The organism is Aeromonas finlandensis (genome assembly GCF_000764645.1).
Lineage (GTDB): Bacteria > Pseudomonadota > Gammaproteobacteria > Enterobacterales > Aeromonadaceae > Aeromonas > Aeromonas finlandensis.
Window position 1 is genome coordinate 103,192 of record NZ_JRGK01000286.1, and the last position, 24,499, is coordinate 127,690.

At 58.8% G+C, this 24,499-nt stretch carries 31 protein-coding genes; 19 read left to right on the plus strand and 12 right to left on the minus strand.

Annotation, left to right across the window (positions count from 1 at the left end; translation table 11 throughout):
* Together rplM and zapE are read right to left on the minus strand one after the other, a co-directional pair.
* Window positions 1-429, minus strand: a complete 429-nt coding sequence (rplM, locus tag LD28_RS0117415) for a 50S ribosomal protein L13 (protein WP_033138185.1) — start codon at window positions 427-429, stop codon at window positions 1-3.
* Between the two features lie 266 nt (window positions 430-695).
* Window positions 696-1,790 carry a cell division protein ZapE gene (zapE, locus tag LD28_RS0117420; RefSeq protein ID WP_033138186.1) on the minus strand — a complete coding sequence of 365 codons (1,095 nt, stop codon included), beginning with the start codon at window positions 1,788-1,790 and terminating at the stop codon, window positions 696-698.
* A gap of 140 nt (window positions 1,791-1,930) precedes the next feature.
* Between zapE and LD28_RS0117425 the strand changes: the two genes are divergently transcribed.
* From LD28_RS0117425 to LD28_RS0117480, 12 genes are all read left to right on the plus strand, one after another.
* The gene (locus LD28_RS0117425) at window positions 1,931-2,311 is read left to right on the plus strand and encodes a Z-ring associated ZapG family protein (protein ID WP_005355138.1); all 381 of its coding nucleotides are present in this window, start codon (window positions 1,931-1,933) and stop codon (window positions 2,309-2,311) included.
* Window positions 2,312-2,392: 81 nt separating this feature from the next.
* Window positions 2,393-3,754: a Do family serine endopeptidase gene (locus LD28_RS0117430; RefSeq protein ID WP_033138187.1), complete on the plus strand. Its 1,362-nt coding sequence runs from the start codon at window positions 2,393-2,395 to the stop codon at window positions 3,752-3,754.
* 109 nt (window positions 3,755-3,863) lie between these two features.
* Window positions 3,864-4,988, plus strand: coding sequence for an outer membrane-stress sensor serine endopeptidase DegS (degS, locus tag LD28_RS0117435; protein ID WP_033138188.1), 1,125 nt, complete (start codon window positions 3,864-3,866; stop codon window positions 4,986-4,988).
* A 312-nt stretch (window positions 4,989-5,300) separates the two neighbouring features.
* Complete coding sequence (locus LD28_RS0117440) at window positions 5,301-5,660, plus strand: transcriptional regulator (protein WP_033138189.1); 360 nt, start codon at window positions 5,301-5,303, stop codon at window positions 5,658-5,660.
* Window positions 5,661-5,677: 17 nt separating this feature from the next.
* Entirely contained in the window at window positions 5,678-6,043 is a 366-nt protein-coding gene (locus LD28_RS0117445) for a glycine-rich SFCGS family protein (protein WP_033138190.1), read from the plus strand.
* Window positions 6,043-6,339: a DUF4312 family protein gene (locus LD28_RS0117450; protein WP_033138191.1), complete on the plus strand. Its 297-nt coding sequence runs from the start codon at window positions 6,043-6,045 to the stop codon at window positions 6,337-6,339. Before LD28_RS0117445 ends, LD28_RS0117450 begins: the two co-directional genes overlap by 1 nt.
* A gap of 39 nt (window positions 6,340-6,378) precedes the next feature.
* Window positions 6,379-7,155 carry a DUF4311 domain-containing protein gene (locus LD28_RS0117455; RefSeq protein ID WP_033138192.1) on the plus strand — a complete coding sequence of 259 codons (777 nt, stop codon included), beginning with the start codon at window positions 6,379-6,381 and terminating at the stop codon, window positions 7,153-7,155.
* A gap of 11 nt (window positions 7,156-7,166) precedes the next feature.
* Window positions 7,167-7,817 (plus strand): DUF4310 family protein, encoded by a 651-nt coding sequence (locus LD28_RS0117460; RefSeq protein WP_011707606.1) that lies wholly within the window; start codon window positions 7,167-7,169, stop codon window positions 7,815-7,817.
* 42 nt (window positions 7,818-7,859) lie between these two features.
* Entirely contained in the window at window positions 7,860-8,999 is a 1,140-nt protein-coding gene (locus LD28_RS0117465; protein WP_033138193.1) for an amidohydrolase/deacetylase family metallohydrolase, read from the plus strand.
* Window positions 8,983-10,098: a DgaE family pyridoxal phosphate-dependent ammonia lyase gene (locus LD28_RS0117470; protein WP_033138194.1), complete on the plus strand. Its 1,116-nt coding sequence runs from the start codon at window positions 8,983-8,985 to the stop codon at window positions 10,096-10,098. The genes LD28_RS0117465 and LD28_RS0117470 overlap by 17 nt, the downstream gene beginning before the upstream one ends.
* Window positions 10,098-10,841, plus strand: coding sequence for a 2-dehydro-3-deoxy-phosphogluconate aldolase (gene dagF, locus LD28_RS0117475; protein ID WP_033138195.1), 744 nt, complete (start codon window positions 10,098-10,100; stop codon window positions 10,839-10,841). The genes LD28_RS0117470 and dagF overlap by 1 nt, the downstream gene beginning before the upstream one ends.
* Before the next feature lie 120 nt (window positions 10,842-10,961).
* Window positions 10,962-12,866 carry a BglG family transcription antiterminator gene (locus LD28_RS0117480; RefSeq protein WP_033138196.1) on the plus strand — a complete coding sequence of 635 codons (1,905 nt, stop codon included), beginning with the start codon at window positions 10,962-10,964 and terminating at the stop codon, window positions 12,864-12,866.
* Window positions 12,867-12,883: 17 nt separating this feature from the next.
* Here LD28_RS0117480 and npr read toward each other — a convergent pair whose 3' ends face one another.
* The 10 genes from npr to LD28_RS0117530 all read right to left on the minus strand — a co-directional run bounded on the left by npr (window position 12,884) and on the right by LD28_RS0117530 (window position 19,702).
* A complete protein-coding gene (npr, locus tag LD28_RS0117485) occupies window positions 12,884-13,156 on the minus strand; it encodes a PTS phosphocarrier protein NPr (RefSeq protein ID WP_005336318.1) in 273 nt (90 codons plus the stop codon).
* Window positions 13,157-13,176: 20 nt separating this feature from the next.
* Complete coding sequence (gene rapZ / locus LD28_RS0117490) at window positions 13,177-14,043, minus strand: RNase adapter RapZ (protein ID WP_033138197.1); 867 nt, start codon at window positions 14,041-14,043, stop codon at window positions 13,177-13,179.
* A gap of 46 nt (window positions 14,044-14,089) precedes the next feature.
* Window positions 14,090-14,536, minus strand: coding sequence for a PTS IIA-like nitrogen regulatory protein PtsN (gene ptsN, locus LD28_RS0117495; RefSeq protein WP_033138198.1), 447 nt, complete (start codon window positions 14,534-14,536; stop codon window positions 14,090-14,092).
* A gap of 2 nt (window positions 14,537-14,538) precedes the next feature.
* Window positions 14,539-14,826, minus strand: coding sequence for a ribosome hibernation promoting factor (gene hpf / locus LD28_RS0117500; protein ID WP_033138199.1), 288 nt, complete (start codon window positions 14,824-14,826; stop codon window positions 14,539-14,541).
* Between the two features lie 21 nt (window positions 14,827-14,847).
* Window positions 14,848-16,287, minus strand: a complete 1,440-nt coding sequence (locus tag LD28_RS0117505; protein ID WP_033138200.1) for an RNA polymerase factor sigma-54 — start codon at window positions 16,285-16,287, stop codon at window positions 14,848-14,850.
* 65 nt (window positions 16,288-16,352) lie between these two features.
* Window positions 16,353-17,078, minus strand: coding sequence for an LPS export ABC transporter ATP-binding protein (gene lptB / locus LD28_RS0117510; RefSeq protein WP_005336333.1), 726 nt, complete (start codon window positions 17,076-17,078; stop codon window positions 16,353-16,355).
* 3 nt (window positions 17,079-17,081) lie between these two features.
* Window positions 17,082-17,609 carry a lipopolysaccharide transport periplasmic protein LptA gene (gene lptA / locus LD28_RS0117515; protein WP_033138201.1) on the minus strand — a complete coding sequence of 176 codons (528 nt, stop codon included), beginning with the start codon at window positions 17,607-17,609 and terminating at the stop codon, window positions 17,082-17,084.
* Entirely contained in the window at window positions 17,596-18,156 is a 561-nt protein-coding gene (gene lptC, locus LD28_RS0117520) for an LPS export ABC transporter periplasmic protein LptC (RefSeq protein WP_033138202.1), read from the minus strand. The genes lptA and lptC overlap by 14 nt, the downstream gene beginning before the upstream one ends.
* A complete protein-coding gene (kdsC, locus tag LD28_RS0117525; protein WP_033138203.1) occupies window positions 18,153-18,707 on the minus strand; it encodes a 3-deoxy-manno-octulosonate-8-phosphatase KdsC in 555 nt (184 codons plus the stop codon). The genes lptC and kdsC overlap by 4 nt, the downstream gene beginning before the upstream one ends.
* Window positions 18,707-19,702 (minus strand): KpsF/GutQ family sugar-phosphate isomerase, encoded by a 996-nt coding sequence (locus LD28_RS0117530; RefSeq protein ID WP_033138204.1) that lies wholly within the window; start codon window positions 19,700-19,702, stop codon window positions 18,707-18,709. The genes kdsC and LD28_RS0117530 overlap by 1 nt, the downstream gene beginning before the upstream one ends.
* 207 nt (window positions 19,703-19,909) lie before the next feature.
* Between LD28_RS0117530 and mlaF the strand changes: the two genes are divergently transcribed.
* Genes mlaF through murA form a run of 7 tightly spaced genes read left to right on the plus strand, consistent with a single transcriptional unit; the run spans window position 19,910 to window position 24,433 of the window.
* Window positions 19,910-20,710 (plus strand): phospholipid ABC transporter ATP-binding protein MlaF, encoded by an 801-nt coding sequence (gene mlaF / locus LD28_RS0117535; protein ID WP_033138205.1) that lies wholly within the window; start codon window positions 19,910-19,912, stop codon window positions 20,708-20,710.
* Window positions 20,710-21,489, plus strand: a complete 780-nt coding sequence (gene mlaE, locus LD28_RS0117540; RefSeq protein WP_005355158.1) for a lipid asymmetry maintenance ABC transporter permease subunit MlaE — start codon at window positions 20,710-20,712, stop codon at window positions 21,487-21,489. The genes mlaF and mlaE overlap by 1 nt, the downstream gene beginning before the upstream one ends.
* 7 nt (window positions 21,490-21,496) lie before the next feature.
* Window positions 21,497-21,994 carry an outer membrane lipid asymmetry maintenance protein MlaD gene (gene mlaD / locus LD28_RS0117545; protein WP_033138206.1) on the plus strand — a complete coding sequence of 166 codons (498 nt, stop codon included), beginning with the start codon at window positions 21,497-21,499 and terminating at the stop codon, window positions 21,992-21,994.
* Window positions 21,995-21,996: 2 nt separating this feature from the next.
* Entirely contained in the window at window positions 21,997-22,632 is a 636-nt protein-coding gene (gene mlaC / locus LD28_RS0117550; protein ID WP_033138207.1) for a phospholipid-binding protein MlaC, read from the plus strand.
* A complete protein-coding gene (locus LD28_RS0117555; RefSeq protein WP_033138208.1) occupies window positions 22,629-22,901 on the plus strand; it encodes an STAS domain-containing protein in 273 nt (90 codons plus the stop codon). The genes mlaC and LD28_RS0117555 overlap by 4 nt, the downstream gene beginning before the upstream one ends.
* The gene (gene ibaG / locus LD28_RS0117560) at window positions 22,901-23,158 is read left to right on the plus strand and encodes a BolA family iron metabolism protein IbaG (protein ID WP_005306001.1); all 258 of its coding nucleotides are present in this window, start codon (window positions 22,901-22,903) and stop codon (window positions 23,156-23,158) included. The genes LD28_RS0117555 and ibaG overlap by 1 nt, the downstream gene beginning before the upstream one ends.
* An 18-nt stretch (window positions 23,159-23,176) precedes the next feature.
* Window positions 23,177-24,433 (plus strand): UDP-N-acetylglucosamine 1-carboxyvinyltransferase, encoded by a 1,257-nt coding sequence (gene murA / locus LD28_RS0117565; protein WP_033138209.1) that lies wholly within the window; start codon window positions 23,177-23,179, stop codon window positions 24,431-24,433.
* The last annotated feature ends 66 nt before the right edge of the window (window positions 24,434-24,499 follow it).

A 24,499-nucleotide genomic window follows, 5' to 3' on the forward strand; every position in this document is an offset into this window, starting at 1 on the left:
TTAGATATCCAGTACTTGAGGTTGCTGAGCAGCATGAGCATGCTCGGCGCCTGCGTAAACTTTCAGTTTACGGAACATGGCACGGCCCAGAGGACCCTTCGGCAGCATACCTTTTACGGCAGCTTCGATTACCATTTCCGGCTTACGCTTGATCAGCTTGTCGAAGCTGATTGACTTGATACCACCCGGGAAACCGGAGTGAGCGTGGTACATTTTGTCGGTAAATTTCTTACCGGTTACGTGTACCTTCTCAGCGTTTACAACGATGATGTAATCACCGGTGTCAACGTGCGGAGTGTACTCAGCTTTGTGCTTACCACGCAGACGAGCAGCGATCTCGGTTGCGATACGACCCAGAGTTTTACCTTCTGCGTCCACAATGTACCAGTCACGTTTTACGGTTTCTGGCTTGGCAACGAAAGTTTTCATTAAGTTAAACCCAATTACCTGTTACAGACCCAATTGCTTATGGGGGCTCTCCCACAAACAACAAACGATGGCCTACCTGTACCCCTTCGAATACAAGTAAAGCTTAAAGTGTTGCTGTCTTATCGACAGCTGTAACGTGGGCCGGGCGATTATAAGTGAAGTTGCCTTAAATATCACCTGCTAATTTCACTGCCATGAAACCAGCAAATGTCGCCCGGCCCTACCTGCCGCAGATGCCCATCCGACTGGCAGGCGCGGTATTGTGACTAAGGAAGGTGCACTCTGGCAAGGTATTCGTGCGATTGCATTTCCTGAAGCCGCGAAAGACAGCGTTTGAATTCGAAATTCAGCAGCCCTTCGCCATAGAGTTCTGCCATGGGAACCGCCGCCGACATGATGAGCTTGACGTGCCGCTCGTAGAACTCATCGACCATGGCGATGAAGCGGCGGGCCGCGTCATCCGTGCTCGTGCCCATGGGCTGCACATTGGCCAGCAGGACGGTGTGGAACAGCCTGGCCAGCTCGATATAATCGTTCTGGGAGCGGGGAGTACAGCAAAGTTGCGCGAATTCCATATAGAGCACCCCTTCACCCATCCCCAGCGACGTTAACTGACGATGATTGACCTCGAATACCCCCTCGCAAGCCGAGTGACCACCGGTTAATTGCTGAAAATAGTGGTCGAGATTGGCTTTTGCCTGCAAATCCAGCGGGCAGTGATAAATCTCGGCTTGCTCCAGTGTACGCAGGCGATAGTCGATACCGCCATCCACGTTAAGTATCTCGCAATGGCGTTCGATAAGCTCGATAGCAGGCAGAAAACGGGCTCGTTGCAGCCCGTTGCGATAAAGATCCTGCGGCGGAATATTTGAGGTGGCAACCAGCACTACACCGTGGCCAAACAGCTCCTGAAACAGCGTGCCAAGCAGCATGGCGTCGGTGATATCGGAGACAAAAAATTCGTCGAAACAGATGATGTCTGTCTCGCTGGCAAGCTTGCTCGCCACCAGCTTGAGCGGATCGGACTGCCCGCTCAGCCCCTGCAGTTCATCGTGGATCCGGTGCATGAAACGGTGGAAATGGCTGCGCATCTTGCGCGTCCCCGGCAGGCTGTCAAAAAAAGTATCCATCAGCCAGGTCTTGCCTCGGCCCACTCCGCCCCACATATAGATACCCTGGACAGGCTCCGGCGGCTTGGGCTTTTGCAGCCAGCCAAACAGCCCCCGGGATCTGGTCGGAGTCGGGCGCCGTTGCAAATCCTGATACAGTCGCTCCAGCCTGCTAATGGCCATCCCCTGTGCGGGGTCGGCCACAAAGCCGGGGCGCAGCAGATCCTGCTGGTATTTTTGCTGCGGTGTCATCCTTGAGCGCCTCTCCAAGTCCCTGAATCGAGGACAAAATGGTATCACGGCCTCAGGACGCACGGTATAGTGCCATCAAGGCATGGCGGTTATGACGACCGCATAAACCCACTCTGTTTTAGCTGTAACAAGGAGCATCTATGAGTCTGTTAACTGGGATCCTGCTGGCTGTCGCGGCCTTGATTATCGGTGTCGTTCTCGGCCGTTTTTCGGTACGTAGCCGCGATGCCGGCCGTCTGGAACAGGAGCTGAAAAAGGCCCACAAGGAGCTCGAAAGCTATCAGGGCCAGATCAACACCCATTTCGCCGACAGTGCCGCCCTGATGGAGCAACTGGCCGAGCAGTATCAGACCCTCTATCGCCACATGGCCGAGCAGAGTAAATTCCTTGCCAAGGCGCAGGAACCACTGTTCCGCGAATCATTGGTAGAAGAAGCCCCTGCCAATGTCGCAGAAGAGCCGGGCGTCCCGCCTCGCGACTATGCCGGCGCCTCTTCCGGACTGCTCAAACAACCAAACTAGTTCCTCGCGGAACTAATCGACCAGTCCCGTAGTCTGACCTTGACGATTGCAATGCAACTTTTTCTGGGAGCTGTTTTTCATATGCGTAAACCTCTTTCCATGCTCAGTGTGCTAGCCCTCAGTGTCGGTATCGCCATGTCTGCGGCCCCTGTTCAGGCTGCACTGCCTTCCCTGTTAGGCTCAAATCAGGAGATGCCAAGCCTGGCGCCTGTTCTCGAACAGGTCACCCCGGCTGTGGTCAATATCTCTGTCTCTGGCAAAAAAATTACCCGCCAGCGTCTGCCGGAACAGTTCAAATTCTTCTTCGGCCCCAACATGCCCGACGAACAGGTGAGCGAGCAGCCGTTCCAGGCGCTCGGCTCCGGTGTCATCGTCGATGCCAAGAAGGGGTATGTGATCACCAACGCCCACGTGGTTCACGAGGCGGACGAGATCAAGGTCAACCTGAAGGATGGTCGCGAGTATGCGGCCAAGAAGATCGGGGAAGACAAGCAGTCCGACATCGCCCTGCTGCAAATCAAGGCTGAGGACCTGGTACAGATCCAGTTCGCCGACTCCGACGAACTGCGAGTGGGTGACTATGCGCTGGCCATCGGCAACCCCTTTGGCCTGGGTCAGACCGTCACGTCAGGTATCGTCAGCGCGCTGGGCCGTAGCGGCCTCAACATCGAGAATCTGGAGAACTTCATCCAGACTGATGCGGCCATCAACTCCGGCAACTCCGGCGGCGCCCTGCTCAACCTGCGTGGCGAGCTGATCGGCATCAACACCGCGATTCTAGGCCCGAACGGCGGCAACATCGGCATCGGTTTTGCCATCCCCTCCAACATGGTGCGGGATCTGACCGAGCAGATCGTCAAGTACGGTGAAGTGCGTCGTGGCCAGCTGGGTATTACCGGCACCGAGCTCACCTCCGATATCGCCAAGACCTTCGGTTACAACAAGAAGGATGGTGCCTTCGTCAACCAGGTCATGCCTGGCTCGGCAGCCGACAAGGCGGGTATCAAGGCGGGCGACATCATTGTCAGCATCGATGGCAAAGCGGTTCGTTCTTTCGGTGAGCTGCGTGCCAAGATCGCCACCATGGGGGCTGGCAAACAGGTTGAACTGGGCCTGATCCGCGATGGCAAGTCACAAACTGCCAAGGTGACCCTGAAGCAGGCCGATGACAGCGAAGTGCGCGCCAGCGCGCTGCATCCGGCACTGGAAGGGGCCAAGCTGAGCACCACCACCGACCCGGTCTCCGGCGTCGCGGTGGCCGACATTGATCCTCGCTCTGCGGCAGCCGCTTCCGGCCTGCAGAAGGGTGACATCATCATCGGTGTCAACCGCCTGCGCATCAACACCCTGGGCGAGCTGACCAAGGCGCTCAAGAACAAGCCTGACGTACTGGCGCTCAACATCCAGCGCGGCGACTCCTCGCTCTACTTGGTGATCCGCTAACGCTCCGGTTGTTTGCCAACCCCTCTGTCACCCGCGGCCTTCACCGCGGGTGATTTTTATCCATCGATAATGTTATTCTCTGCCCGCAGCCTGTACGGATGAGAATGACATGAAAATCCCCCCTTTAGTGAGTTACTTGGGCAAGTCTGTCGGTTTCGGTTTGACCGTCGCGGCGCTGCTGTTGCTGCTGTTTCCCAACTTTCGCGGAGGTGCCCAGCTGCCCGGCATTATCACCAATGCCCGTGAGTTGAGTTTCTCCTATGCCGCCCATCGGGCAGGCCCTGCCGTCGTCAACATCTATACCCGCAGCTTTGCCCCCAATCAGGGCAATCAGGGGGAACTGCGCCCGCAAGGGTTGGGTTCCGGCGTGATCATGAACCAGCGCGGCTATGTGCTGACCAACTACCACGTCATCGCCGATGCCGACCAGATCATCGTCGCATTGCAGGATGGCCGGGTCTTCAGCGCCGAGCTGGTCGGTACCGATCAACTTACCGACCTCGCCGTACTCTATATCGAGTCAGACAACCTGCCGGTGATCCCGCAGGACCCGGAGCGGCTACCCGAGGTGGGGGATGTGGTGCTCGCTATCGGCAACCCCTACAACGTCGGCCAGACCATCACTCAGGGCATCATCAGCGCTACCGGTCGTACCGGCCTATCCAGCATGGGGCCAGACAGCAATGGCCGCCAGGATCTGCTGCAGACCGATGCTGCCATCAATGAGGGGAACTCGGGCGGCGCCCTGGTCAATGGCCGCGGCGATCTGGTGGGCATCAACACCGCGACTTACCACCTCAACGGCAGTCAGGAGAGTTACGGCATCAGCTTCGCCATCCCCTACCGGCTGGCGAAACGGATCATGGATGAGCTGATCGCCAACGGCCGGGTGATCCGCGGCTACCTCGGGGTCTCCAGCGTCGAGATCAATCCCATCGTTGCGCGGATGATGAACCTCGGCGACCTGCGCGGTCTGGTGGTGGAGAGTCTGGATCCCAACGGCCCGGCGGCCAAAGGCGGTTTGCAGCGAGGGGATGTACTGCTCAAGATCAACGGAGAAGCCATCAGCGGCGTGCGCAGCGCCATGGACAAGATTGTCGAGAGCCGTCCCGGCACCCAGCTGACTATCTCGGTTTTCCGCTCCGGCAAGCCGCTGGAAGTGGTGGTCACCATAGAGGAAGATTTACGCTATCAGAAGCAGATGGCCAGCTCGAGCGCAGCATCGGCCAGCTAGCGCCACTCCTTTATTACAAGGGCGGGAAACCGCCCTTTTCCACATCTGTGCCTTCGGCAACGCCTCTTACCGTGAGATGGCTCACAGTTTCCAGCAACACTTGCCCTACCCCTTTCCATCGATTAGTGCGCTACAGGTCACACAAAACCAGTCCCAATAAGCACTCTTTTTACCTTTCCATCATCCAAACGCTCACTTTGGGGCCATTTCCTCAGGAATTTCCGCTTCGAATCGGAAAAAAGCTGCCTCCTCTGCATCGCCGCGCAGGCTTAGGGTAAGTCCATACCTTCTGCCAGCCTTGGAGAGCAGACATTGCAAACAGAGACTCACGACCAGACCCTGACCACGAACAGCCCGGAGTTGCTGCGCCAGACCGACCACATCCTGGCACGCATCCATCCCCTGCTGGCCGAGCAGGGCATCATCCCCAACGAGGTGCAGCGGCAGATGCTGGCCTCCCATGTCAAAGCCATGGTGTGGCGCTCCTGCAGTGGCGAGCCCCTGCCAGAGGTTGACCTCAGTCTGTTTGACGAGATCTCCCCCCTCTCGCTGCGTCTCGCCGAACAGGTCGTCAGCTGGCTGGATCAGCTTGCTTATGAGGAGGCACACCTCTTGTCCGTCCATTTTGAAGTCGCCAAAGAAAACGAACTCAGCTCAGTACAGAACCAGTAACTCAAGGAGAAATCGATATGACAGCCATCAAACTCGTGATTGGAGACCGTCTCGGCAAGGGCCAAAAAGTCGGGGCAGGCGCAGAAACCGCTGGCGCCACAGTGACCATCATTCCCGGCATGGCCGCCGACATGAAGCTCGGTGACGTGATGAACAAGGAGCAGGCAGATCTCGGTATCTCCTTCTGCGGCAGCGGCGGCGCCGGGGCGATCACCGCCCAGACCAAGTACGGCTACAAGTGCCGTTACGGTATGCGATCTGTTGAAGAGGGTGTCACCGCCATCAACGAAGGGTGCGTAGTGCTGGGCTTCGGTTTCATGGACAAGGAAGAGCTGGGCCAGAAACTGGTCGAAGCCTTCGCCAAGAAACACGGACACGCCTGATGAAAGAGAACTTCACCACCCAGATCATCGTCAACGGCAAGGGGGCAACCCGCCAGCAGGCGTTTGCCTCCGCCCTCAGCCAGGTGCAACCCACACTGCTCAAGGACAACCCGCTGGTGATGCTGCGAATTGAGCCGCTCGAGGTACAGGTGCTCAAGGCAGAAGAGTTGGTCCGGGTGGAGAGGTTCCTGTTCTTCTTCCTGCCGCGCCAGCGCCGCGAATACCGCGTCCAGCTGGAGATCAAGGTTCAGGTCACCAGTCTGGATGTCGCCAAAGTGACATTCACCCAAGTGTGATGCCTGCGCAGGCACAACCCCACAAGAAGGATACGTTGGATGTTTCTAATCATTTTTATCAAGTCTCTCATCATTGGCGGCCTGGTTGGCGTCGGGGTGGGGGCCGGCGCGGCGCGGATGTTCCACGCCCCGACCGTGCAGGGCATGGGCGCCTTCCGTACTCTGGGCGAACTCAACTCCTGTGAAGGGGATCCCGCCTCCCACTTCTCGTTCGGCCTTGGCTTCTTTTTCAACGCCTGGGCTTCAACCGTAGCAGCCGGGGCCTTCACCCAGGATGTGGATCACCGCATCATCCCGCACTGGGCCACAGCGGCGCTGCTGTTCAAAAACCGGGATCTCGCCGCCACTTTGCACGACCCAAAAAAGATGGCGATCGCTGGCGGCATCATTGGCGCCATCGTGGTGGCCTTCCTCAACAGCACGGCGGCTGCCGTTCCCGCAGCCCTGCAGGTCACCGCGGTCAAGGTACTGGTGCCAGCGGCCAACCTGTTGGTCAACACCGTCATGCCGGTGATCTTCTGGCTGGCAGCCATCGAAGCGGGCAAAAAATCCGGTTTCTGGGCCACCATCTTCGGCGGTCTGGCGCAGCTCATCATGGGCAACGCGGTACCGGGTCTGGTGCTCGGCATCCTGATCGGCAAGGGCGTGGAAGAGAGCGGCTGGAACCACGTCACCAAGGTGATGATGACAGCCATCGTCCTGCTGTTCGTGCTGAGCGGCTTCTTCCGCGGCTTCGACATGAAACTGATTGAATCCTTCCATATGGGTGTCCCCCTGTGGTTGGAGAGCGTCCATAACCTGCTGAGCGGCAAATAAGGGGTCACACCATGGATGAGAAACTGAAAAACAACTTCTGGTATGCCGACTGGTCATTCCCCATCTTCGTCGGCCTGCTCTCGGCCGGGGTCTTTGCCGGAACCCACATGTTCTATCTGTACGGAGTGGGAGCCTTCAACGAGGTGGCCTTTGTCGCCATGCTGAAAGCCGGGATGGACACTGGTGCCTACGGCGCGGTCGCCGCTTTCGGGGCCAGCTTTCTGTTTGCCCGAATCATCGAGGGATCCCTGGTAGGGATCCTCGATATCGGCGGCGCTATCCAGACCGGCGTCGGGCTGGGTGTTCCCGCCCTGTTGCTGGGAGCCGGGATCGTCTATCCGGTGGAGAACTTCGGCGCCTCGCTGGCCACCGGTATGGGGATTGGTCTGGCCATCGGCTACGTCATCATCTTGGCGCGCAAGTTCACCATCAACCAGAGCAACTCAACCTACGGCGCTGACGTGATGATGGGGGCAGGCAATAGCTCGGGCCGTTTCCTTGGCCCCCTGATCATCCTCTCCGCCATGGGCGCTTCCATTCCCATTGGGATTGGCTCTCTGCTGGGGGCTCTGCTGTTCTACGTGTGGGGCAAGCCCATCACCGGCGGCGCCATCCTGGGAGCCATGCTGCTCGGCACCTTCTTCCCGGTTGCGCTTGCATAACTATCCGCCGCCCTGCGGGGCGGCACGCTAGAGACCATCAGCATGTACGACATCATCATCAAAGCGGGGCGCCAGGGAGATGGCCAGCTCGTCGATATCGCCATCAGGGAGGGCAAAATCGCCGCCATCGGCTCCCTGCCGGAGACGGCAACGGCGCGGCAGATCCTGGATCTCGCCGGCAGGATCCACGTCAGCGCTGGCTGGATCGATGGCCACACCCACTGCTACCCCGCCTCCCCCATCTATCAAGATGAGCCAGACAAGGTGGGCGTAGGGTCCGGTGTCACCACCGTCATCGACGCGGGTAGCACGGGAGCAGATGACGTGGATGACTTCCAGCGGATCGCCGCTGGCTGCAAGACTCGGGTGCACGCCCTGCTCAACCTCTCCCGCATCGGCCTGCTGCGCCAGAACGAACTGGCCGATAGCCGGGATCTGGATATGGATCTCGCCTCGGCAGCTATTCGTCGCCACCCCGAGTTTATCGTCGGCATCAAAGCGCGCATGAGCGGTAGTGTGGTGGGTGAAAACGGCCTGCAACCGCTGCGCATGGCCAAGGCGCTGCAACAGGCCCACGGCCAGCTACCGCTGATGGTACACGTGGGCAACACACCGCCGGATCTGGACGAAATCGTGACCCTGCTGGGAGATGGCGACCTGCTGACCCACTGCTTCAACGGTAAGCCCAACCGCATTCTGACCCCGGCTGGCGAGTTGCGCCAAGCGGTGCGTGACGCGATGCAGCGGGGGATGTTGCTCGATATTGGCCACGGTGGTGCCAGCTTCAGCTTTGAAGTGGCGGAGCTGGCCATTGGTCAGGGGATCCTGCCCCACACCATCAGCTCCGATATCTACTGCAAAAACCGCATCAAGGGGCCGGTCTACAGTCTGGCTCATGTGATGTCGAAGTTTCTCGCCATCGGCATGACCCTGGAGCAGGTGCTCGCCTGTGTCACCCATCAGGCAGCAGATGCCCTGCGCCTGTCCGGCAAGGGGCGGCTTGAGGTGGCCGCCGATGCCGATCTGACCCTGTTCGAGGTCGCCAGCGGCCCGACCCTGTTTATGGATACCGAAGCCCAGTCCCGCGGCGGTGACCAACAACTGCTACCTCTCGCCACCCTGGTCGGTGGGGAACTGGTTCTGACTCACTATGGGAAATCACACCATGCCTTCTATTTATGAGAAATATCAGCTCAAACCGGTGATCAACGCCTCCGGGCGCATGACCATTCTCGGCGTCTCCACCCCCGAGCAGGAAGTGGTCGACGCGGTCAACTTCGGCCTCGGCCACTACTTCGAGGTCAAGGATCTGGTCAACAAGACCGGCGCCTATCTGGCTGGCTTGCTGGATGTGGAAGATGCGGTGGTGGTCTCCTGCGCCAGCGCCGGCATCGCCCAGTCGGTGGCCGCCATGATAGTGCGCGGCGATCCTTACCGCCTTGAGCAACTGCATGCCCATTCCCATGACGTGCCGAGTGAAATCGTGCTGCCCAAGGGGCATAACGTTAACTTTGGCGCCCCCGTCGGCACCATGGTCAATCTGGGTGGCGGCAAGGTAGTGGAAGCCGGTTACGCCAACGAGTGCTCTCCCGCCCAGCTGGCTGCTGCCATCAATTCCAACACTGCTGCCATCCTCTACATCAAATCCCACCACTGCGTGCAGAAGAGCATTCTGTCGGTAGCCGAGGCCGCCGAGGTGGCCCGAAAGCGCAACCTGCCGCTGATCGTTGATGCGGCCGCCGAAGAGGATCTGCGACTCTATTACAACCTGGGTGCGGATCTGGTTATCTACAGCGGCGCCAAGGCCATCGAAGGGCCCACCAGCGGGCTGGTGCTCGGCAAGCGTCAATACGTGGAGTGGGTGAAGCAGCAAGCCAACGGAATCGGCCGTGCCATGAAGGTGGGCAAGGAGGGGATCCTCGGCCTGACCCACGCTATCGAGCGCTATCTGGCCAAAGAGAAAGAGAGCGGCACCGCCATGGTCGCCAAGATGACTCCCTTCATCGAGCGCCTCAACCAGCTGCCCGGTGTCACCGCCAAGGTGGTGTGGGACAGCGCGGGACGGGACATTGCCCGCACCGATATCTCCTTCGACCACCAGCAGATCGGCATGACTACAGTGCAGGTCGTCACCCGTCTGCAACAGGGCACGCCTGCAATCTACTGCCGTGGCTACAAGGCCAACGAGGGGCACATCGAGATCGATGTGCGCAGTGTCACCATCCCCCAGCTCGACCAGATTCATACCGCCATTGCCAACCTCGTACAGGAGAATCGCTGATGTCCCTTACTCCCAACTACTACCGTGATCGCGTCTGCCTCAACGTGCTGGCAGGTTCCAAAGAGAATGCCGTCGCGGTGTACGACGCAGCCGAAGGCCATGTGCTGGTCGGTGTGCTCTCCAAAAACTACCCGGACATCCCCGCTGCGGTCGCCGATATGAAGGAGTACGCCGCCCTTATCGACAACGCTCTCTCAATTGGGCTGGGGGCCGGCGATCCCCGCCAGTCCGCCATGGTGGCCGAGCTGGCTCGCCAGCTGCAGCCCCAGCACGTCAATCAGGTGTTCACCGGTGTCGGCGCCAGCCGGGCGCTGCTCGGCCAATCACAAACGCTGGTGAATGGGCTGATCTCCCCTACCGGTACGCCGGGCATGGTAAAGATCTCCACCGGTCCACTCAGCGCCGGGCAGCCGGATGGCATCGTGCCCATCGATACCGCCATTGCCCTGCTCAAGGACATGGGCGGCAGCTCGGTCAAGTTCTTCCCCATGGGTGGGCTGGCCTGCCGCGACGAGTATCAGGCAGTGGCCGAGGCTTGTGCCCGCAACAACTTCTGGCTGGAGCCCACCGGCGGCATCGATCTGGAAAACTTCGAGGAGATAGTGCAGATCGCGCTGGATGCAGGGGTTGAGAAGGTGATCCCCCACGTCTACAGCTCTATTATCGATGGTACCAGCGGCCAGACTCGGCCAGAGGATATTCGAACCCTTCTGGCTATAGTGAAGCAACTGTTAGCCGACTAAGTAGGTAAAGACTGACATGCAAGCAGGCACTGACTGATAGACCAGTCAGTGCCTGGTTTGTTAATAATCCAGTAGTTAACATTGATCCCTCATTTCCCGACAAGAGTCTTGCATCCCCCCATGATCAAGCTGCCACACCCCAGGCTCCATCAACTGCTGACCCAACTTCATGCCGAACCACTGCCACAGGAGGAGCTGGCTCGCCGCCTCAATGTCTCCACCCGCACAGTGCGCACCGATGTGGCGACCCTCAACGAACTGATTGCCACTCATGGTGCCCACTTGATCCATCAACGTGGCAGCGGCTACCAGCTGAAAATCTACAATCAGGGACTGTTCGAGGCTCTGCTGGCGGCCCAGGGTCAGGATAGCGGCCTGCCACGCACCAGCCGGGAGCGGGTGCTGCACCTGCAGATCCTGCTGTTGACGGCAGAGCAGGGGATCAAGCTCGATGAGCTGGCTGATACCTGGTACCTGAGCCGGGCAGCACTGCAGGGGGATATGGCGGAAGTCCGTGAGCAGCTCAGCAGCTTCAGGCTCAGCATCGAGAGCAAACCCCGCCTGGGGATGCGCATTCAGGGAGACGAGACGGCGATCCGTGCCTGTCTGACCCAATTGCTCTATCAGGAGTTGTTGCACAACAACCAGTTGCAAACCCTACTGCCCAACCTTTGCCCGAGCAAGACGATGGAGGTGGTGGGCAATCACATCCATGCCCAGCTTGCCCGCCATCAGTTGCGTCTTGCCGACGAGAGCCTGCAGCAGCTCGCGATCTACTGCGCCGTTGCCCTGCTGCGCCAGGCATTCGGCCACGAGTTGCGCCAGTTTGCCAGCGAGGATCTGACCACTCCGCTGCTGGCAGTGGCTCGCGATATTTACGAGGTGCTGCCAACCCTGACGCCCCCCGTAGACGACGAGATCGCCGGTCTCGCCATCCAGATCCAGGCGCGCCTGATTGCCGATACTCCCCAGCTCAGCCCGGCGATGGCCGCCGAAAGCGAGCAGCTGGTGGAACATCTGCTGGCCTACATTCATCAGCACTACCCCTATGACCTGCGAGGCGACCAACAGCTGCGAGCCGACCTGCAAACCCACATCAGCGCCATGCTGCTGCGGGTAAAATACCAGATCGGCAACCACAACCCGCTGGCTGATCACATAAAGCAGTACTACCCCCTCGCCTACGACATCACGCTTGCGGCGATTTCGGAGTGGATAAAGCAGACCCCATACCGACTGACCCACCACGAGATCGGCTATCTGGTGATCCATATCGGTGTCGGGCTGGAGCGCCATTACGACATCGGCTATACCCGCCGCCCACAGGCGCTATTGCTTTGCGATGCGGGCAACGCCACCTTCCGAATACTGGAAGCACGCATCAAGCGGGAGTATCCCCAGTTACAGCTGACCACGCTGGAATCGGTTCGGGATTACGAGGGGCTGGCGCAGATCACACAGGACTTTGTCATCAGTACCGTCAAGGTGAACGAAAAAAACGCTCCCGTGGTACTCGTTGCCCCCTTCCCGACCCTGTACCAGCTGGAGCTGCTCGGCAAGCTGGTGCTGATCGACCGCACCCGCCCCTACATGCTCGACAAATATTTCGATGCCGACCACTTCATGGTGGTCAAAGAGCCCCTCACCCAGGCCGAACTGTTTGCCCGTATCTGTGATCAGCTGGAGGCGGAAGATCTGGTGGAGAGCGGCTTCAGAGCCTCACTGCAGGAGCGGGAGCGGATCGTCTCCACCATGTTGGGAGAAGGGATCGCCCTGCCCCACTCCCTCGGTCTGCTGGCGCGCCGCACTCTGGTTTACACCGTGCTGGCACCGCAGGGGATCGACTGGGGCAACGGGGAAAGCGCGACGCTCATCTTCGTGCTGGCCATCAGCAAGGCGGACTACGAGGAGGCGATGGGGCTCTACGACCTGTTTCTGGCGCTGATGAACGAAAGAGCCAGCAGGAATCTGCTGGCTTGTCGGGATTTTGCAAGCTTCAAAGCGCTGGCGCGTACCGGTTCATAACATCGAACGAGGAGTGACTACTCCTCGTTGAAGCCGGAGGTGAACAGCTCCACCACGGCAGCCAGGGCCTCCACCTCTTCGGGGCCCTCAACCTGAACTTCCACCTGCCGCCCTTGCGCGGAATCGAGCATCAGCAGGCCGATGATACTGTCTGCATCGGCCTCCACACCATCCTCATTGCGTAGCAGGACGTGGGCATCGAAACCCTGCACCAGCTCGAACAGCATCATGGCCGGTCTGGCATGAATGCCAAGCTTGTTTTTCACTTCAACCGAGGCGGAAACAGTCATCGGGTCGTCCTATTGGTCCGTCAGGATTGGGGGGCACTCTTGTCGAGAGTGCGGTGGCGGATCTGCACGTTCTTGCCAAGCAAACGGAAGGCACTTGCCAACCGCTCTGCGATAAATACCGAGCGGTGCTGACCACCGGTGCAACCGATGCCCACCGTGAGGTAGCTGCGATTGTTGCGCTCCAGATGGGGTAACCAGGTCGCCAGCATGTTTTCAATCTGCTGGGTAAACAGCATCACATCAGCCTGCGCCGAGAGATAGTTGGCGACCGGCTCATCCTTGCCGGTGAAGGGCTTGAGTTCCGGGATCCAGTGCGGGTTTGGCAGGAAGCGGGCATCGAACACGAAGTCGGCATCCTTGGGTATGCCGTATTTGAAACCAAACGACTCAAACACCAGAACCAACTCGTTCTCTTTCTTGCCGAGCACCCGGGTCTTGATGAGCTCGCTCAGCTCGTGAATGCTGAGGGTGGTGGTATCGATGCGCAGGTCAGCCGTCGAGGAGATGGGCGCCAACAGGTGGGTCTCCTCCCGAATGGCCTCATCCAGCGACAGCTTGTTGCGTGACAGGGGGTGCAAGCGGCGGCTCTCACCATAACGCTTGAGCAAGGTGCCATTATCGGCATCGAAGAAGAAACTGGAGAACTCCACCCGCCCCTCATTGCGCACCTGAGCCAGCAGATTTTCCAGTTTCTCCGGATCGCTCGGCAGGTTGCGCACATCGATGCTGACCGCCAGTTTGTCGTACTGGCTCTCGACCGAGACAATCAGCTGGGGCAGCAGGTTGACCGGCAGGTTATCCACACAGTAGTAACCCAGATCCTCCAGCACTCGCAGGGCTACCGTTTTACCGGAGCCCGAACGTCCACTTACCACGATTAACTGCATCTTGTTCCCTCACGCCAAAACGGGTGTGTCAACGTCAGCCTGAATGTCAGGCCGAGGTCATGATCTGATAGAGCTCTTCATCGCTGGTTGCCTGACGCAACTGGCGGCAGACCGCTTTGTCGCCCAGCTTGGAAGCCATCAGGGAGAGGGTCTTGAGATGCTGCTTGCACTCGCTTTCCGGTACCAGCAAGGCAAACAGCAGGTCAACCGGTTGATTGTCAATGGCATCAAAAGGAATGGGATCAGCAAAGGTCATCAGAATCGCGGTTGGTGCAAATTCATCTCCAATGCGACCGTGAGGGATCGCAATACCGGCACCGATCCCGGTACTGCCCATTTTTTCGCGGGCCAGCAAGCATTCAAACAGCGCCTGACGGGAGGTGCCAAGGCGTTCGGCTGCCAACTCGCTGATGATTTCGAGGGCGCGTTTCTTGCTGGTACAAGGGACTGCACTCTTGGTGCAGTCCCGACTCAATATGTGTTCAAGTTGCATAGTTATTTTTTATTTAATTTATCTTTGTGCTTGATGATCTGCCTGTCCAGCTTGTCGAGCAAGATGTCTATCGCAGCATACATATCAGCATGCTCAGAGTTGGCGAACACTTCACCACCACTGACATGCAGTTTGGCTTCCGCTATCTGGTTCAGTTTTTCCACGCTAAGCACCACATGCACATTGTTGATGTGGTCAAAGTGACGCTCGAGTTTGGCAAATTTGTTATTCACATAGTCACGCAGAGCTTCGGTGATCTCGACATGGTGTCCGGTCAGGTTAATTTGCATAACATCATCCTTTTGTTTTGCCTAAACCAGGCGTTTGCGCTGATTGGAAGGTGGGATAAACAAGGATTCGCGATACTTAGCGATCGTGCGTCTCGCCACCATAATACCCTGTTCGGCCAGCAAATCCGCGATCTTGCTATCACTTAACGGCTTGGCAGGATTCTCTGCCGTGACCAGCTTTTTGATGAGCGCGCGGATTGCGGTCGATGAGCACTCTCCTCCTCCTTCGGTGTTCACATGGCTGGAGAAAAAAAACTTCAGTTCGAAAATGCCACGGGGGGTATGCATATATTTCTGGGTAGTGACCCGGGAAATGGTCGATTCATGCATCTCCACCGCTTCGGCGATGTCATTGAGCACCATGGGCTTCATCGCCTCTTCACCATACTCGAAAAAGCCCTGTTGCTGCTCGACAATGCAGCTGGCCACTTTCAGCAGGGTATCGTTGCGACTCTCCAGGCTCTTGATGAACCACTTGGCTTCCTGCAAATGGGAGCGGATAAACTGGGTGTCGGTGCTGCTGCGGGCGTTGCGGGCCATGGCGGCATAGGCCTCGTTGACCCGGATGCGGGGAGCGGAGTCGGGATTAAGCTCAACAACCCATTTGTTGCCCTTCTTTACCACGGAGACGTCGGGGATCACATACTGGGAGTCGCTCTGGATGATGCCGTTACCCGGACGCGGCTCCAGCAACTGGATCAGATCCAGCACCTCCTTGAGGTCGCTCTCCTTGAGTTTGGTTTTGCGAGCCAGGGTGCGGTAATCGCGATTGCCGAGCAGCTCCATGTGCTCGAGGATCACCTCCTTGGCCTCGTTGAGCCAAGGGGTCTGCGGGTCGTACTGCTCCAGCTGGATCAGCAGACACTCCTGCACCGACCGAGCTGCGATGCCAACCGGATCGAAGTGCTGCACCCGCTTGAGCACGGCCTCAATCTCGTCGAGTTCAACCTCCAGCTCATCGCTGCTCACCGCCTGCTGGATATCTTCCAGCGCAACAGTCAGGTAGCCGGACTCGTCGATGGCATCGATGATGGCGAGCGCGATGGCGGCATCCACATCGCTGAAGGGGGTGAGCCGCATCTGCCAGAACAGATAATCCTGCAGGTTTTCGGTGGTTTCCCCCTGATAGACGCTATCTTCCCCATCGTGGATGGGGCCTGCGCTCTGGGCGGTACCGGCAGAGTAGACCTCGTCCCAAGTGGTATCCACCGGCAATTCGTCCGGCATCTGCTCCTGAGCCATGGCATCGCTGGAGTCGATCTGACTGGCATCGACCGGCTCTTCCGGGCTGGTCTCCTGCGCATCGCTCTCCTCCTGCTCCAGCAGAGGGTTGTTTTCGAGCGCTTGCTGAATTTCCTGCTGAAGTTCCAGAGTGGAGAGCTGGAGCAGACGAATCGCTTGTTGTAATTGCGGCGTCATGGTCAGGGACTGACCGAGACGCAACTGTAATGTCGGCTTCATCTACGTCGGGATATCCTTATGTTCAGCGAGGCACTCGTCAAAGGAAATGAAGACATGCCCCCTTACTATAGACTGAATTGATCGCCCAAATAGACGCGCTTGACCTGTTCATCGGCGAGGATGTCAGCCGGAGCACCTTCGGCAATCATCTTGCCGTGACTGACGATATAGGCCTTCTCACATACGTCCAGAGTCTCTCTGACGTTGTGGTCGGTAATCAAGACGCCAAGGCCTCTATCTTTCAGATGCTGGATGATCTTCTTGATGTCTATCACAGAAATCGGGTCAACCCCTGCAAAAGGTTCATCCAGCAGGATAAAACGCGGCTCGGCCGCCAGCGCGCGGGCGATCTCGACCCGACGGCGCTCACCGCCGGAGAGGCTCTGGCCCAGGTTGTCGCGAATGTGGGTGATGTTGAACTCTTCCAGCAGTTGCTGAACCTTGTCCTCACGCTCCTCGCGGCTCAACCCCTTGCGGGTCTGCATCACTCCCATCAGGTTGTCGAACACCGACAGACGACGGAAGATGGAGGCTTCCTGCGGCAAGTAACCGATACCGTTGCGAGCCCGCACATGCATGGGCTGCAGGCTGATATCCTGATCGTCGATGGTGATGAGACCGGCATCGCGCTGTACCAGTCCCACAATCATGTAGAAGGAGGTGGTCTTGCCCGCCCCGTTGGGGCCGAGCAGGCCGACAATCTGGCCGGTGCCGACCTCCAGGCTGACGTCACTCACCACCATACGGCGCTTGTAGCTCTTCTGCAGGCCCACTGCTTTTAACACTGCCATGGCTTATTTTCCCTGCTGCTTCTGGTCGGCGGGCTTGTCGAAATTCTCGACCTGAGCGGGCAGGAATTCAGTCCTGACTTGCTGCTTCCCATCTTTGCTTTCAGCAATCATCTTCTGCTTGTTGATGTCGTAGCGAATCAGATCACCTTTAACGACGCTATCTTCCTGCTTGAGCTGACCGTTGCCGGTGATGATCACCAGCCGGTTCTTCAGTTCGTAGCGGATGGTGTTGCCGTGGGCATTGACCGGCTTGCCGTTGTCCAGGATCTGGAAGAAGGTGGCAGGCTTGCCATAGGCGGTCATCACCTCGGCCCCTTTCTCGCCGGAACGGGTCACCACCACCTTGTCGGCGTGGATCTTGATGGTGCCCTGAGTGATGATGACATCCTGCTCAAAGGTGATGCGGTTGTCCTGCATCTCGGCCACCTGTTTGGCGGCATCGACGTAGACCTTCTCGGCAAAGTCGGACTCTTTGGCGGTCACCGCCCCACACAACAACAGGGCTGCGAGGGCCAGATTAGCGTTTTTCATTGAAATAGATGGCATGGCCTTGATCCAGTAACTCAAAATATTTGCGATCCAGATGGCCCTTGAGGCCAACCCCTTGGGTCTGGAAATCACGACCCAGAATGTTCACTTCCCGGTTGCTGCGCACATCCTGCGTCACCAGATCCAGCTCCAGATAGGGCGTATCCAGCGTGGAGATGAAAGAGGTTGGCAGCAGACCATCCAGATGCACCTTGTCCCGCAGGATCACGTTGTCATCCGTGTTGAGCACACCGCTTTCGGCAGTCACCTTCCACTCGGCATCGCCCTGCTCATCAAACATGTAGACCACCGGTTTGTCGAAAGTCGCCTGTTCGAGAGTCTGGTAATACTCGGCATAAGTCGACTCCAGCCGCTCGGTACGCTTGCCGTTGACATCAAAACGGGTGGTCACCAGATCTCTGGCGACAAAATCCGGCTGATAGTGTTCGGTTTTGACAGCGGTTTCCGGTACCAACTCCACCTTGCCAAGCTGCCAGGCAACCAGTGCGACCAGCAGCAGCAAGGCAAACAACAGGGTTTGTCTGCTCATACCGATGCCTCGGGCTGGTAATCGTCATGGCCCTGCGCCTGCAGGATCAGATCGCACACCTCGCGTACCGCCCCCATACCGCCACCCAGACGAGTGATCAGGTCGGCACGGCTCAGCACCAGCGGATGGGCGTCGGCCACCGCGATGCCAAGGCCACAGGCGGCTATCACCGGCAGATCGATGGTGTCATCCCCCATATAGGCGGCCTGTTCCGGGGTCAGCCCCAATTTGGCCAGCAGCGCTTCGAAGTGAGGCAGCTTTTTATCTGCCCCCTGCACCACATGGGCCACACCCAGACTTTTCATCCGATCGCTGACGATGCGGGAGTTGCGCCCGGTGATGATGGCGATCTCGATCCCGGCATTGAGTAGCGCCCGCATGCCCGCACCATCGCGGGTACAGAAGGTTTTCAGCTCTTCGCCGTTGTTTCCCATGTAGATGAGGCCATTGGAGAGCACCCCGTCCACATCGCACACCAGCAGGCGGATTTGCGCCGCCTTGTCGTACTGGCTGCGCGTCACCGGACCATAGAGGGTCGGTACGTTTTGCATCAAATTACTCCGGCTTTCAGCAGGTCATGCATGTTGAACGCGCCGAGCGGGCGCTTGTCACCATCCACCACCAGTAATCCGTTGATTTTTCTCGTTTCCATCAGCTTGACGGCTTCTGCAGCCATCATCTCTGGACCTACGGTAACACAGTTGGCTGTCATCACGCGGCTGATGGGGGTGTGATGAATATCGATCTGCTGGTCAAGAATGCGGCGCAGGTCGCCATCGGTAAACAGCCCGGCCAGCAGGCCATGCTGGTCCACCACGGCTGTCATGCCGAGCCCTTTACGGCTCACTTCCAGCAGTGCTTCGCTGATGGTGGCATCGATCCCTACCCGGGGCAACAACTCGCCGCGGTGCATCAGGTCGCCGACCCGCAGCAGCAGACGCTTGCCCAACGACCCGCCCGGATGAGAGAGCGCGAAATCGTCGGCAGTGAAGCCACGCGCCTCCAGCAAGGCGACCGCCAGAGCATCGCCCATCACCAGGGTTGCCGTGGTACTGGAGGTAGGCGCCAGACCCAGCGGGCAGGCCTCTTTCTCTACCTTGATGCACAGGTGCACGTTGGCCTCTTTGGCCATGGTGGAAGCCGGATTGCCGGTCATGCAGATCAGCGGAATGCCGCGGCGCTTGAGCACCGGCAGCAGGGCGAGGATCTCGTCACTCTCGCCGGAGTTGGAGATGGCGATAATGAGGTCGCCGCTGGAAACCATCCCCAGATCGCCATGACTCGCTTCCCCGGGGTGGAGGAAGAAGGCCGGGGTACCAGTGCTGGCGAGGGTCGCGGCAATCTTGCTGCCGATATGGCCCGACTTGCCCATCCCTGTAACCACAATCTTGCCACCGCAGCGCAGCACCATCTCACACGCCCTGTCGAAGGCGTCGTTCAGATACTGATAGAGTCCATCAATGGCTTGCTTTTCTGTGTCCAGCACCGCGCGGGCACTGCGACGAAAATCGAACAGTTCAGACACTTTCTCAGGCTTTACAGACATAAAGACACAGCTCCGGGCCGAAATTAGCTGCGGGATTATAAAAAAGTCTGTCCGGATAAGCGAATCGGATGGTGAACCCCGAAACGGATGACGCACTTTGTTACAGAAAACTGTCGTGCAAATAGGCTGGCAGCCTGTTCAATAGTTGTTCCTTGCTGTTGCTTAGACCTAGACTACCCCATAAAATTCGCACCTCATTTACACCGGATGGACAATTGTTTGAACAATGACCTGATCACCATCTCCGATCTGACCTTCAGTCACGGAGATCGGCTGTTGTATGACGGGATCAACTTGACCATTCCCCGTGGCAAGGTGACCGCTGTCATGGGCCCGAGCGGCATCGGTAAAACCACCCTGCTGCGGCTGATCGGTGGCCAGCTCAAGCCGGAGTCCGGTCACATCCTGTTTGACGGGGAAGATATCCCCGCCCTTTCCCGTTCGCGCCTCTATGAAGTGCGCAAGCGGATGAGCATGCTGTTCCAGAGCGGCGCCCTCTTCACCGGCATGACGGTCTACGACAACGTGGCCTTCCCGCTGCGGGAGCACTCCGGCCTGCCGGAGGAGCTGATCCACACCATCGTCATGATGAAGTTGCAGGCAGTGGGCTTGCGCGGGGCGGCGAAACTGATGCCCTCCGAGCTCTCCGGCGGCATGGCGCGCCGGGCGGCGTTGGCACGGGCCATCGCCCTTGACCCCGACCTCATCATGTATGACGAGCCATTTGTCGGGCAGGACCCCATCACCATGGCGGTGCTGGTCAAGCTGATCAAGGAGCTGAACGATGCCCTCGGCATCACCTCCGTCATCGTCACCCACGATGTGAAAGAGGTGCTGAGTATCGCCGATTACGCCTACATCATCGCCAATCGCAAGGTGGTGGCGCATGGCACGCCGGAGCAACTGCGCGAGGAGCACAATCCCGAAGTCGAGCAGTTCCTCAAGGGATTGCCCGACGGTCCTGTTCCGTTTCATTTTCCGGCAGGCGATCTGCTACAGGATCTCTGATGTTGATAAGTCAAATAAGCAAGCTGGGGCGGGTCGGAGTGCGGTTCATCAGCTCCGTCGGCCGCGCCACCATCATGTTGTTTCATGCGCTGGCGGGCAAACCCGAGCCGCGCAAGCACTTCCCGCTGCTGATCCAGCAGCTCTATGTGGTGGGCGTGCAGTCGGTAGCCATCATTCTGGTCTCCGGCCTGTTCATCGGTATGGTGCTCTCGCTGCAGGGTTACAACGTATTGAAGGATTTCGGCGCCGAGCAGAGTCTGGGGCCGCTGGTCTCCCTCTCCCTGCTGCGGGAGCTGGGCCCGGTGGTCACAGCGCTGCTGTTTGCCGGCCGTGCCGGTTCGGCCCTGACCGCTGAAATTGGCCTGATGAAGGCCACCGAGCAGCTTTCGAGCCTCGAGATGATGGCGGTCGACCCGCTGCGCCGGGTGGTCGCCCCCCGCTTCTGGGCTGGCGTCATCAGCATGCCGCTGCTGGCCTTTATGTTCAGCCTGATCGGCATCTTCGGCGGCAAGCTGGTCGGCGTGGATTGGCTCGGCGTGGACGAAGGGGGCTTCTGGTCTGCCATGCAGGCCTCTGTCGACTGGCATGAAGACATCATGCAGGGCGCCATCAAGAGCCTGATCTTCGCCCTGGTGGTTACCTGGATTGCGCTCTTTAACGGCTATGATGCCAAGCCAACCTCGGCCGGGATCAGTCAGGCCACGACCCGTACCGTGGTCCACTCATCCCTCGCCGTGCTCGGCCTGGATTTTATACTCACTGCAGTCATGTTTGGATAAGGTAAAGATGAAGTTCAGCAAAGTAGAATTCCTGGTCGGCACCTTCATGCTGGCTGGCATCGGTGCCATTCTGGCACTGGCACTGCAAGTGGCCGGTTTGAGCTTCAAACCGGAAGGAGAAACCTATACCCTGCGCGCGCATTTCGATAATATCGGCGGCCTGAAAGTCCGTTCACCGGTCAAGGTCGGCGGCGTGGTGGTGGGTCGGGTCAGCGACATCGTACTGGACCCGAAAACCCAGGTGCCCGAAGTCACGCTGATGATGCAAAAGAGCGCTGGCGAGTTCGCCGATACCAGCACCCTCTCCATCCTCACCTCCGGTCTGCTCGGCGAGCAGTACATCGGTCTGGCCCCCGGCTTTAGCGATGAGGAGATGGGCACCGGCATGCTCAAGAATGGCGACCTGATTGAAGACACCAAATCCGCCATCGTGCTGGAAGATCTGATTGGCAAGTTCCTCTACAGCCAATCCTCCGACAGCAAATCAGACAGCAAGAAGGAGTAATCATGTTCAAGAAAATCGCCCTGCTGCTGGGTCTGATGACCAGCATGCTCTTTTCCCTGTCTGCCCAGGCGGCGGTCGATGCGACCGATCCCAACGCGCTGGTCGACATGGCTGCCAAGCAGACTTTTGCTCGCCTGAAGGCCGACCAGGCCCAGGTGAAGAGCAATCCGGATCACCTGCGGGTGATCATCCGCGAAGAGCTGCTGCCCTACGTGGACAACCGCTTCGCCGCCTACAAGGTGCTCGGCAACCAGATCAAGCAGACCACAGAGGCGCAACGCAATGCCTTTGTCGAAGTCTTTACCGAGTACATGGTGAGCTCCTACGCCGACGCGTTGGCCCATTTTGACAAGCAGACCGTCAAGGTCGAGCCGGGCAAAGGGCCGGGCGACAGCAATATCACCGCCGTCAACGTCAGTGTGAAAGAGGCTGGCAAGCCGGATATTTTCCTCGAGTTCAAGCTGCGCAAGAACAACAAAACCGGCGAGTGGAAAGCCTTCGACATGGTGGCCGAGGGGATCAGCCTGCTCTCTGCCAAGCAGAGCGAGCTCGGCGGTTTGATCCGCCAGAACGGCATCGATGCAGTGATCGCCCAGCTGCGCGAACACAATGCCAAGCCGCTGGTGCTCAAGCCATGACCCTGAGCGGTGATCTGCAGGCGCCACAGGTCAATGACCTGTGGCTACGCCGTGCCGAGTGGTGGCAGGACGATCGGCTCGATCTCGGCGGTGTTGCCACCCTCGACTCCGCCGGACTGGCACTGCTGGTCAAATGGGCCAAAGCCGTATTAGCGCGAGGCGCCACACCGCAACTGGTGGGCGCCTCCAGTGATTTCTATACCCTGGCCAACCTTTACGGGGTGGCCAGGCTGTTTCAGTCAACCCCGCTCACAACTGAGGACGCATAATGCAAGTCTCTGAAATTGAAGCGATACTCCTTGAGGCTCTGCCATTGTCCGAAGTCCATGTCAAAGGGGACGGTAGTCACTACCAAGTGATCGCCGTCGGTGACATGTTTGACGGCATGAGCCGGGTCAAGAAGCAGCAGGCCATCTATGCCCCGCTGATGGACAAGATCGCCAGCAACGCCATTCACGCCCTCTCCATCAAGGCGTTCACCGACGCCGAGTGGAAACGCGAACGTAAATTCCTATTGCCCTCCTGATTTGGTAACGAAGTAAAAATGGACAAATTCAAAATCGATGGTCGTTGTACTCTCAACGGCGAAGTGACCATCTCTGGCGCCAAAAACGCCGCCCTGCCGATCCTGTTCGCGACCCTGCTGTGTGATGAAGAGGTGCACCTCTCCAACGTGCCGCGCCTGAAAGACGTGGGCACCACCATCAAGCTGCTGGAGATGCTGGGCGCGACCACCAAGGTCAACGGCAACGTCACCGTACTGACCGGTGCCGTGAACAACCACGTCGCTCCCTACGAGCTGGTGAAGACCATGCGCGCCTCCATTCTGGCGCTGGGCCCGCTGGCCGCCCGTTTCGGCGCTGCTGACGTCTCCCTGCCCGGCGGTTGTGCCATCGGTGCCCGTCCGGTCAACCTGCACGTCCACGGCCTGGAGCTGATGGGTGCCAAGATCACCATCGAAGATGGTTACATCAAGGCCCGTGTCGATGGCCGCCTGAAAGGCGCCCACATCCTGATGGACATGGTCTCCGTTACCGGTACCGAAAACCTGATGATGGCCGCCACCCTGGCTGATGGCCGCACCGTGATCGAAAACGCCGCGCGCGAGCCGGAAGTGGTCGATCTGGCCAACTTCCTCAATACCCTGGGCGCCAAGATCCAGGGTGCGGGCACCGACACCCTGACCATCGACGGTGTCGAGCGTCTGCACGGCGGCAGCTACAGTGTGCAGCCTGACCGCATCGAAACCGGTACCTTCCTGGTGGGTGCCGCGGTCACCGGCGGCAAGATCACCTGCCGCAAGACCGACCCGACCCTGCTGGAAGCGGTACTGGTCAAGCTGGAAGAGGCTGGCGCTCTGATTGAGAAGGGTGAAGACTGGATCACCCTCGACATGACTGGTCGCACCCTCAAGCCGGTCACCATCAAGACCGCCCCCTACCCGGCCTTCCCGACCGACATGCAGGCACAGTTCACCGTGCTGAACGCCGTCGCCAAAGGCACCGGCATGGTCACCGAGACCATCTTCGAGAACCGCTTCATGCACGTGCCCGAGCTGGTACGGATGGGCGCAGACATCGAACTGCAGGGCAACGTAGCCATCTGCCGTGACACCGAGCAACTCAAGGGTGCCCAGGTGATGGCGACCGACCTGCGCGCCTCTGCCAGTCTGGTGCTGGCCGGCTTCGTGGCTGAAGGCTCCACCATCGTCGACCGTATCTATCACATCGACCGTGGCTACGAAGACATCGAGCAGAAGCTGCAGGGTCTGGGTGGCCGCATCGAGCGCATCAAGGGCTGATAGCCTCCTGATCGCAGGCCGATAAAAAGGCCCCCTCGCGTTGGCGAGGGGGCCTTTTTCATGGTT